The organism is Streptomyces sp. NPDC001880, assembly GCF_053594575.1.
Genome location: NZ_JBSFET010000145.1, coordinates 1 through 9,615, shown reverse-complemented (window position 1 = coordinate 9,615; position 9,615 = coordinate 1). Strand labels below are relative to the sequence as shown.

The 9,615-nt window shown below is 68.8% G+C and carries 12 protein-coding genes; 8 read left to right on the top strand and 4 right to left on the bottom strand.

Features of this window, described 5'->3' with window-relative positions; all coding sequences use genetic code 11:
* Positions 1-517 precede the first annotated feature (517 nt).
* A complete protein-coding gene (locus ACWCQ6_RS34165) occupies positions 518-1,477 on the bottom strand; it encodes a hypothetical protein (RefSeq protein ID WP_451095943.1) in 960 nt (319 codons plus the stop codon).
* A 153-nt stretch (positions 1,478-1,630) separates the two neighbouring features.
* Here ACWCQ6_RS34165 and ACWCQ6_RS34160 point away from each other — a divergent pair, with 153 nt between their 5' ends.
* Positions 1,631-1,906, top strand: coding sequence for an HAD family hydrolase (locus ACWCQ6_RS34160; RefSeq protein WP_451095941.1), 276 nt, complete (start codon positions 1,631-1,633; stop codon positions 1,904-1,906).
* 62 nt (positions 1,907-1,968) lie between these two features.
* Positions 1,969-2,292, top strand: coding sequence for a transposase (locus ACWCQ6_RS34155; RefSeq protein ID WP_451095947.1), 324 nt, complete (start codon positions 1,969-1,971; stop codon positions 2,290-2,292).
* Positions 2,293-2,467: 175 nt separating this feature from the next.
* On the opposite strand, the gene ACWCQ6_RS34150 is transcribed toward ACWCQ6_RS34155, so the two are convergent.
* From ACWCQ6_RS34150 to ACWCQ6_RS34140, 3 genes are all read right to left on the bottom strand, one after another.
* Complete coding sequence (locus tag ACWCQ6_RS34150) at positions 2,468-3,037, bottom strand: transcriptional regulator (protein WP_451095939.1); 570 nt, start codon at positions 3,035-3,037, stop codon at positions 2,468-2,470.
* 168 nt (positions 3,038-3,205) lie between these two features.
* Positions 3,206-4,597, bottom strand: coding sequence for a replicative DNA helicase (locus ACWCQ6_RS34145; RefSeq protein ID WP_451095937.1), 1,392 nt, complete (start codon positions 4,595-4,597; stop codon positions 3,206-3,208).
* Positions 4,598-4,671: 74 nt separating this feature from the next.
* Positions 4,672-5,073 (bottom strand): hypothetical protein, encoded by a 402-nt coding sequence (locus ACWCQ6_RS34140; protein WP_451095935.1) that lies wholly within the window; start codon positions 5,071-5,073, stop codon positions 4,672-4,674.
* An 85-nt stretch (positions 5,074-5,158) separates the two neighbouring features.
* On the opposite strand from ACWCQ6_RS34140, the gene ACWCQ6_RS34135 reads away from it, so the two are divergent.
* The 6 genes from ACWCQ6_RS34135 to ACWCQ6_RS34110 form a co-directional block, all read left to right on the top strand.
* Entirely contained in the window at positions 5,159-6,628 is a 1,470-nt protein-coding gene (locus tag ACWCQ6_RS34135) for a CpaF family protein (RefSeq protein WP_451095945.1), read from the top strand.
* A complete protein-coding gene (locus ACWCQ6_RS34130) occupies positions 6,625-7,353 on the top strand; it encodes an ATPase, T2SS/T4P/T4SS family (RefSeq protein WP_451095933.1) in 729 nt (242 codons plus the stop codon). The genes ACWCQ6_RS34135 and ACWCQ6_RS34130 overlap by 4 nt, the downstream gene beginning before the upstream one ends.
* On the top strand, positions 7,350-8,267 hold the full coding sequence (locus ACWCQ6_RS34125; RefSeq protein WP_451095931.1) for a type II secretion system F family protein: 918 nt from the start codon (positions 7,350-7,352) through the stop codon (positions 8,265-8,267). The genes ACWCQ6_RS34130 and ACWCQ6_RS34125 overlap by 4 nt, the downstream gene beginning before the upstream one ends.
* Positions 8,264-9,166 carry a type II secretion system F family protein gene (locus tag ACWCQ6_RS34120; protein ID WP_451095929.1) on the top strand — a complete coding sequence of 301 codons (903 nt, stop codon included), beginning with the start codon at positions 8,264-8,266 and terminating at the stop codon, positions 9,164-9,166. Before ACWCQ6_RS34125 ends, ACWCQ6_RS34120 begins: the two co-directional genes overlap by 4 nt.
* 13 nt (positions 9,167-9,179) lie before the next feature.
* A complete protein-coding gene (locus ACWCQ6_RS34115) occupies positions 9,180-9,368 on the top strand; it encodes an LPXTG cell wall anchor domain-containing protein (protein ID WP_365475787.1) in 189 nt (62 codons plus the stop codon).
* A 47-nt stretch (positions 9,369-9,415) separates the two neighbouring features.
* Positions 9,416-9,615: TadE/TadG family type IV pilus assembly protein (locus tag ACWCQ6_RS34110; protein WP_451095927.1), on the top strand; the 200-nt coding region annotated here is incomplete at its 3' end.

Sequence of the window (9,615 nt, the reverse complement as noted above, 5' to 3'; positions counted from 1 at the left end):
CGCGCGGTCTGCTCCGCAGACGCGACGCGCCGCCGCTACGCGGCGGAAAAGCAGGCACCGCGCTCCGCGCGGTATCGGGCCTGCGGCCCGGGTTGCCGGGTCACTCCGTGACCCTTGATCGTGGTCGGAGCTTCGCACCGACCACCTGAGCATCCACTCCGTGGCTGCTCAGAGCCCGCTACGCGGGCGGCTGGCTAGGTGGAGGGGTGGCCTCGGTCAAACGGGATGTGACGGACCGTGAGGACCGGGCCGGACACCCGAAACTCTCCCCCACCATACCCACCCAGACAGTGCGTCAAAACCTGACCCCAGATGAGATTGGGAATCAGCACGCACCACCTGAGCCGCCTCACGCACCCTCAAAAACCCCACTCCCCCGAACTCACCCACCATCACAAATGGCGACCCTTGAGCACCGGAAAGGAACTGGATTCGGGATCCGCGAACCCGTGAATCCCGAATCAAAAAGTGCGTCAAAAACTTACCCAGATCCCTTTGGAATCATGAATACAGCTTCTCAGCCCAGGGAACCAAGAGCACTTTGCCCCATCTGGAGAGCCATTTGCCCAGCGACCGTCCCTGCGGCGTTAGCCAGACCATCAAGGACGCGGGTTGTCAGAGTCCGCAGACTGCCGGGTTCGGGGGATGCGGATGTGGCTGCGGCATGCAAGTCCTGAGCCGCTTGCTCCAACTCAACCCTCTCGGAGTCCTCCAAACCAAGCGTCGCGCTCACCTGCCCGAGGTAGCCAGCAAGCCGGACGAACTCGCTCGGATCAACGCCTGCATTGTTGTTCTGAGTGAAGTTTTGCTGCTCACCCACGATGACGCCCTGAGCATTGGGCAGGTACGTGTGATAGATGTTCCCGCCGCTTTTCTGACGACTAACGAAGTCGGTCACGTTCGCCCCACTCTCTACGCACTCGATCCCTCGGGCCGTGAGCCTTGGGACCAATACGTCCCCGCCCACAGCGATTCTCCCTCTAACCATGGACTCCTCGCTGAGGTACACAAAAGCCCGGCGCACCTCGTCCCTCGTCAGCCCCTCCCAGTGGAAGTGCACCTCGGGGTCATTGATCATCTCGGTGAGGGACCGAACGGGCTCAGCCTCACGCTCGTAGAGCCACTGCAGGATCACGTTCCTTACGTGGACGTTGCGTTTCAAGCGATTCGAACGTCTCGCCCGGATGCCCTGTAGCTCCGCTACGCCAGCAGGGGCGAGTGAGACCCGCCGGCCGCGAGCCCCCGTACCGACCGACCCACCGATAGAAGCCCATGCGGTCCACCAGTCGTACTCAACCCCGGCGTCCTTCAGGAGGCCGTCAGCCTTCAGACCGTCCACTAGAGTTCGCAGTTCCAGGTCCGCGACGCCGTTGCGCGTGGCCCATGTCTTGGCATCAACCGCTCCGGAGCCGGAGTCACGAAGCTGCTCTTCCACCCACTCGAGCAACTCGATACGTCGCCGTTCCCTGAGGCTCATGTGGCCTGATGCTAGGAGGGCCAGGCAGCGCGTATCTAGGAATAGGCGCAAAAGACCGCGCGAGAGGGACTTGCCGGCCGCCGATCCCCGAGGCGCTCCGCCCGAGGAGCGCACCATGCTCGGTCCGCTCGGAGGACAGCAGTCGCGGGCGCGGTGCCGGGCTCCGTGCTCCTGGTCGTGGTCGTGGTCCAGCGTCCCAAGCCGGCGCCGGACGGCATCCTGCTCGCCGCGGACAAGCTCGGCACCGATGCGACGCAGCTGGCGTACGTCGGCGACTCCCCGCTGGACCTGCTAGCCGCCAGGGCAGCGGGCAGCCACAGTGCCGGAGCCCGGTGGGGGCACATGTACGACGTGACGGAGCCCACAGACTCGGTCCTGGACCGCCCGCAGCAGGCGCTGGACCTGCTGGGGAAACGCGCACTCAGCTGACGAACCCCCACTCCCGCACCGTGATCGCTGGGGTATCACTTGATGGTTGACACTTGGCGTTCGTGGGTGGGTATCTGACGCAGCGACTCGTGCCGGATAGCTTGTGGGCGCTCGTGGAGCCGATGCTTCCAGCCTTCCGAGCTCGCCGACAGGGCGGAGGCACGGCTCCGGTGGAACAGCGTGCGGTGTTCACGGCAGTCGTGTACGTGCTGACCAGCGGGTGCGCCTGGCGGCACCTGCCGCCCACGTTCGGAGTGTCATCTGCCACGGCCCATCGGCGGTTCTCCGTCTGGACCGCTGCGGGCGTGTGGCGGCACCTGCACTGTGCTCTCCTGGACGAACTCGGTGCTCGGGGTGCGATCCGACTGGGGGGCGGTCATCGTTGACGCCGCGTCGGGGGTGCGGGTGAGTGGGGCGGCGGCCGGGGTGCTGCGGTTCAGCGAGGAACGCCGCCGCGCGGAGCGTTGTACGCCCCTCTGAGCCCCGAATGCAGGCCGCCCCGGACCCCGAAAAAAGGCCCGGGGCGGCTGACAGGCGCTCAGAACGGCGCACAGGATGGTTCTAGGCGGCGAAGCCGACGTTGGTCACGTACTCGTACTGCCCCCACTGGGATCCCAGGTCGACGATGACGTCCTCCCAGGCATCGTCCAGGCCCTGGTGGTCGCCGGCCGCCCAGGCCTCGACGATGCGGTCCCAGCGGCGGACGTTCATCGTGCGGTACTCCACCAGCCGCTGAAGCGGGCGCGGCACCTGCGACTGGTTCAGCGGGTGGATCTCCACCCGTGTCCCGCCGGCGGCGTTCAGGCGTCGCAGGAGGTGCCGGGCGACGTTCTGGCGGCGCACCTGGCGGTAGGCGGCGTCGATGCGTTCCAGGTTGGCGTTCGAGGGCCGGCGCCGCTCCTCCAGCCACGCCTTCAGCGTCCGGTCGGTCACCGTCAGCCCGGCGTCCCTGGCCGCCTTGCGGCTGTGGTCGGTCCGGGTCAGGTAATGCAGGCGGGCCATCAGACCGCGCTTCACGGTCACCGGGGTGACGATCCCGTCCGCCAGCTCGTCGAGCTTGCGTGCGACAGCGTCACTGCCCTTGATGCCCCGGGCGCCGAACTTCCCGAAGTCGATCGTCCTCTCCGGCACGGATCTCCCCTTCCTCGTCGTGCGAACTGGTCACTCATCAGCAAGCGGATCCCCTGCACGCCTCTCTGCGCCGCGAACTCGGGCCGCCCCGACCTGGGAGGTCCGGGGCGGGTGATCGCCAGCGAGAGGCACCCCTAGGCCCCTTGATGGGGCGTCGGGGGCGGGTGATCAGGTCCGAGCCATGTCGATGAAGCGGGAGTAGTGCATCTGCGCGGCGGCTGTGACGGTTGCCCGCGGCCCGAACCGGTTCTTCTCGATCACGAGGTCTACCTCGCCGGCGCGCGGCGATTCCGGCTCGTCGATGTCCGGGCGCTCGACCTTGATCACGACGGATGCGTCGTTTTTGATGGCCCTCGACTCGCGCATCATGCCGTCGTCGTTGAGCTGCGACAGGGCGATGACGTGGCAGTCCAGTTCCACCGACAGGTTCTTGAGGCCGCGGGAGACGGCGGCGACGGCCTGTTCGCGGGTGCTGTTGCGTGTGTGCTCGACTTCGACGAGCTGGAGGTAGTCGACGACGAGTACGTCCAGGCCGCCGTCGCGGACGCAGGCCCGGCCAGCTGACTCGATGTCGCGCAGCGCGGCGCTGTCGGGCCGGTAGACGTGCAGCGGCAGCGTCTTGAACAGCTCCCGTCCGAGACGCTCGATCGTCTTCCACTCCTCGGCGGTGAGGCCGTCCTGCCGGGTGAGGTGGTGCATCGCGATCAAGCCCTCGGCTGCGGCGATCTTCTGCATCAGTTCCGTGCTGCTCATCTCCAGCGACGAGAACAGCACCTTGGCCCCGGTCTTGGCGGCCGCCACCGCCGCGTTCAGGGCCAGAGTCGACTTGCCCACGCCGGATTGCGCGGCGATGACCGAGACGTTCCCGGGCCACATGCCCGAGGTCACCGCGTCGAGGTCGGCGATCCCGTAGGGGAGTCCGATCTCCCGCCCGGTCTGGATCTCCTCCAGCTCGGCGACGAAGTCGAGATACAGGTCGGCGACGGCGGGCGGGGCGGCGCTGAGGCCTGGCGTGCCCGCGGCGATCTCGGTGAGCTGCTGCTCGACGAGGCTGCGCACGTCTGCCTCGTCGCCTTCCTCGCTGTAGGCGTACTGCAGGATCTTCATCGCCGATTCGATCGCCGCGCGCCGGTACGCCTTCGCGCGGACGATCTCGGCGTAGTACGCACCGTTCGCGGCCGTGGGGACGGCCTGGATGCAGGTGTGCAGGTACGGGGCTCCGCCGGCCTTCGCGAGCTCCCCGCGCCGGGTCAGCTCCTCAGCGACGGTAACAACGTCCACCGCCTCCTTGGCCTGGTGCAGGTCAACGATGGCGCGGTGGATCATCCCATGGGCGGGCCGGTAGTACTCGTCCGCGACGATGCCCGTCTCAAGGGTCTCCGCGAAGTACCGGGTCGCTGCCCCGGTGCTGCTCATCAGGGTGCCGAGGACGGCCTGCTCGGCTTCCAGGTTCTGCGGGGGCTTGCGCATGATGCCGGGTGCCGGGGCGGCGTCCCGGAGGTCGGATTCGTCGGAGCCGGCGGGCGGGCGCTGGCCGGGAAGGTCCCGGGTGCTGGACACTGGTGGTCTCCTGTTCGGGTGCATCGGGCAGGGGGTACGGGTCGGACCGCGGGAACGGTCCGGCCCGTTTTGCGTCAGGCCGTGACGCAGGGGATGCAGCGGCTACCCGCGGGGTAGTGCGGGTGCTTGGGGCACATGGCATCCGACGACGAGCCCTGCGCGGGCTGGAGCGCGGCGGCAACAACCGCGTAGCGAGGCAGGTTCGGGATTCGGTCGCCCGCCAGCAGGCGGTACGGGTTAGTCACCTTGTGCGGGTTCTTCGTGAGCTGCTTGGTGAGAACGAGTCGATCGACCACATGGATGCCGGGCCACCCCTGCTCGGCCATCACCTTGAGGAGCTTCGGGGCGAGCTTGACCGCGTTCAGGCGGCCCTGGGTCCAGGGATCCGGCAGCAACTCCAGGACGTCGGCAGCCGCCCGGAGGTCTTCCTCGGCGTAGCCAGCCTCCTCCCCCTCCTTCTGTGACGGCAGCGACATGTGGCCGCTGGTGTCCGTGAGGGGGTAGGGGGAGGAGGTAGTTACCTCCTCCGGGGGGTGTGGGGGGGATCCGGCATTGCCGGAAGTGGTGCTGACCTGCGGAAACGTCGAGTCGGCATTGCCGGATCCGGCATTGCCGGCCGTCCTGCCGACCACAGCACACGCCGGCGCGGTGCCGCGCCTGGCCGGCCTGCCCGGCGAGATCCCCGTGGGCTGGGACGTCATCGAGGACCTCCAGGCCCAGGTGTCCAAACAGCTCAGCGCCAAGGACCCCAACAAACTCCTCGAAGAGGCCGACCGGCGGGCCCTGGCGAAGTCCCTGACCCGCAACGCGGTCGCCGACTGGGCCACCAAGTACGCCCAGGGCAACGCCCCGCTCAGCCAGGAGCAGGAGACGTCGATCGCCAACGCGGTCTTCGACGCCATGTACCGCGGCGGCCGCCTCCAGTCCCTCCTCGACGAGAAGGGAGTCGAGGACGTGATGGTCGACGGGCTGCGCGCGCACGTCGAGTACTACGACCGGCCGCGCCGCACGATCGAGAAGGTCGCCGACAGCCACGAAGAGCTGATCGCCTGGGTCAACCGGATGGCCCGCCTATCCGGACACGGCGAGCGGGCCCTCACCCAGGCCACCCCCATGATCGGCTTCCGCATGCCCGACGGCTCCCGGGTCACCTCCTCGCTGCTCACCACCCGCCCGTCGGTCGTCATCCGCCGCCACCGCATCCAGCAGCACGGCATCGCCGAGCTCGTCCGGTGGGGCTCGATCAACCCGCTCCTGGAACGGTTTTTGACCGCGTGCGTCCACGCCAAGATGAACATGCTGGTCGTCGGCGACATGGGAGCGGGCAAGACGTCGCTGCTGCGCGCGCTCGGCCGTGAGATCCCGCCCGCCGAACGGCTGGTCACCCTGGAGTCCGACCGCGAGCTCTACCTGGACGAGCCCGGCCCGAAGCCGGGGCCGGTGACGTTCGCGTTCGAGGCCAGGCAGTCCAACGGCGAGGTCCGAGGCGGCGAAAAGGCCGGCGAGGTCAGCATCTCCGACATGTTCGCCACCGCGCTGCGCTACAACGCCAGCAGGGTCATCGTCGGCGAGGTCCGCTCCACCGAGATCGTGCCGATGCTGAACGCCATGTCCTCCGGCGGCTCCGGCTCCATGTGCACGCTCCACGTCCGCCGCCCGCACGCCATCATCAGCCGCCTGGTCCAGCTGTGCACCGAGGCCGGCATGCAGACCGAGGCCGCCCACCACCTTATCGCCGCCTCCATCGACGTGGTGGTCTACCTGACCTACCTGGACGAGACGACGATCGGCGGCCGCAAGCACAGGTACGTGAGCAGCATCTACGAGGTCCACGACACCGTCGGCGAAGGCGGCCGGCCGGTCACCACCGAACTCTTCGCCCCCCAGGGCGGCGAACCGCGCGCCGTCTACAAGAACATGCCGACCTTCATCGACGACCTGGAGCGCACCGGCCTGTTCAGCCGGCAGTGGCTGACCGACAACCCGCACGGCGCCTGGGGACCGCCCCTGCAGAGAGAAGGCGCACGGTGAACTCCCACACCTCTCTGGAACAGCTGGAGCAGCACGGCTTCCTCAACCAGGCGCTGTCCCGGTTCCTGAACGCCTGCGTTCTCGGCGAACTCAACCTGGTGATCTCCGGCCCCGGCAAAAGCGGCCGCACGACCCTGCTGCGGGCACTGGGCCAGGCCGTTCCCGCCTACCAGCGGATCGTGACCCTCGAACCTCTTCCGCAACTGGGACTGGCCGGCCCCGGCCGTCAGGTTGTCGAAATGAGCGGCCCCCACACCACCGCCCTGGTCCCGCTGGCACTCCACCACGACGCGCACCGGATCCTCGTCGACCAGCCTGAAACCGATGCTCTCCCGGCAGTACTCCAGGCCATGACGAGCGGCCGCGGCTCGATGTGCACGGTGACCGCGGCGGACCCCCGCGACGCCATCGACCAGCTCACCGACCTCTGCACGGCAGCGCTGGGCCCCGCCGCGCCCCGGCAGGTCGAAGAAGCCGTCGACCTCGTCATCCACCTCTCCCACCACCCCGGGCAGCCCGGCGGACACCGCTTCATCTCGCACATCAGCGAAACGACCAGCCACCACCAGAACCCCGCCGCGGCCCTGCACACGGTGTTCGCCCCCGTCCCGGGACAGCCGCGCGCAGTGTTCCAGAACGAGCCCGCCTGTATCGGCCGACTCGAACAGAACGGCTTCGACCGCGCGGACCTTACGGAAGCGGCACTGACCTGGGGGCCCGCATGACCACCTCCCAACTGGCCCTGACCGCGGCCTGCTGCGCCGTGCTCACCCTGCTCGCCGTCGTCGCCGCCGTGCGCGAGTTCCGCGGCCGCATCCCCGACCCGGCCAAACCGAGATCCCGCATGACCGGCCGCATCCAGCGCGCGAAGGCCGAACTGCCGGAGGCGTGGCAGCGGCGCTGGCGGCACCTGCTCACCGCGGCGGGCATCGTGGCACTGGTGGTATGGGCCTGGACCGGCTGGCCCGTCCACGGTCTCCTCGCCGGTGCCGCCGTCCTCGCCCTGCCCTACCTCCTCAACCCGGGCACCGCGGCCACCCAGCGGATCGAGCGCCTGGAGGCGCTCGGGCAGTGGCTCAACCACCTGGCCGGTGTCCACCAGGCCGGAATCAGCCTCTCCCAAACCATCCAGGCCTCCGCGAAGGCCGCGCCCGCGCCGATCGCCCCGAACGTGCGGGCCCTGGCGGACCGGCTGCGCTCCGGAATGGAAGCGAACGACGCCTTCGCCCTGTTCGCCGACGAGCTCGCCGACGGCGTGTCCGACCACGTCGTCCTGCTCTTCCAGTCCCATGCCGTCTACAAGGGCCCCGGACTGTCCGACGCGCTGGAGGCCCTGGCCGTCACGATCCATCAGCAGGCCGCGGACGCCCGTGACATCGAGGCCGACCGGGCGAAGGTCCGCAAGAGCTCGCGCATGGTCTCGGTCGTCATCTGCATCGTCGTGGTCGGCTGCATGCTCAACGACGCCTGGTCCGGCTGGTGCCAGTCCCCGGTCGGGCAGATCGTCCTCGCCGGCCTCGGCGGGCTCTTCGCCTACACCCTGCGCTGGCTGCGGAAGATCGCCAGGACCGAACCCGACCCCCGGCTCATCGACCCGCTTCCGCCCGCCCAGCTCACCACCACGGGAGGCGCCCGATGATCCCCATGAACGCGGTGCTCCCCGCAGCGGCCGCAGGCGTCCTGATCGGCCTGGCCGTACGCGCGGCCATGCCCGCCCGCCGCGACCTCGCATCCGCCCTGGACCGCCTGGACGTCTCCAAGACCGGCGGACCGCCCCTGTCCTCAACCACCCACACGACCACCACCGGCACAACGTTCCAGAAACGCGTCGGCGCCCGGCTGCTCGACGAACTCGGCGGCCGCATCACACTGCCCGTCAAGGACCTGAACCTGCTGAGGATCAGCCCGGCCGAGCATCTCGGCAAGCGGGCCTTGTTCACCCTGTACGGCCTGCTGCTCCCGCAGCTCCTCCAGGCGCTCCTCGCCGCAGCCGGCGCGGCCTTCCCGTTCACGGTTCCCGCGATCGTTTCCCTCGCCATGGCCGGCCTGTTCTGGTTCTGGCCCGGCAAGGACGTCGCCCGCGACGCGGCAGCCGTCCGTCTCATCGTCCGTCACGCCGCCGCCTCCTACCTGGAGCGCGTCGCGCTGGCCCGCATCGCGAACTCCGGCGCGGCCCAAGCCCTGACCCAGACCGCGGAAGTCGGTGACGGCTTCATCTTCGTGCGCATGCGGCAGGTCTTCCACCAGGCCGACCTCTCCGGTGTCACCGTCTGGGACGCCCTCAAGCAGCTCGGCGACGAACTCGACATCCCCGAACTGACCCGCCCCGCCGACACCCTCGCCCTCGCCGGTGACGGTGCGGCCGTCTACACCACCCTGCAGGCCCAGGCCCGGCAGCTACGCATCGCGCTGCTGTCGGACGCGAAAGCGCAGGCCAACGCGGCGAGCGCGGCGATGATCCTGCCGGTCACCTTCGGCGTCATCCTCATGCTCACGTTCGTGATGATCCCCGTCACGATCACCATCCTCGGAAGCTGAAAGAGAAACACTCATGGACATCCAGACCCTGACCGTGTGGATCCGCGGCCGGTACGCGGCCCTGAAAGCCGGCAAGGACGCCGGGCAGACCTCCACCGAGCTGGCGGTGATCGCCGGTGCGCTGCTGGTCGGCGCCGGCCTGCTGGTACTGGCGATCCGCACCAAGCTCCTGGAGAAGATCGGAATCATCAACGGCGGCTGACCACCCCCCGCACCCGCATCACCATCACGTCGAAGAAGCCGAGGAAGATGAAGCACGCACACGAGCCCCGAAGAGGCGGTGGGAGACTGACACGTCCGGGACGGCGTGCGACAGCACTCCTCCGGCGGCGGGCGCGGGGCGATCGCGGTTTCGGCAGCGTCGAGTTCGCGGTCCTGGCCGTCGTCGTCCTCGCGCTGATCTTCACCGCCGTCCAGGTCGGCCTGTACTACCACGCGCGCAAGGTCGC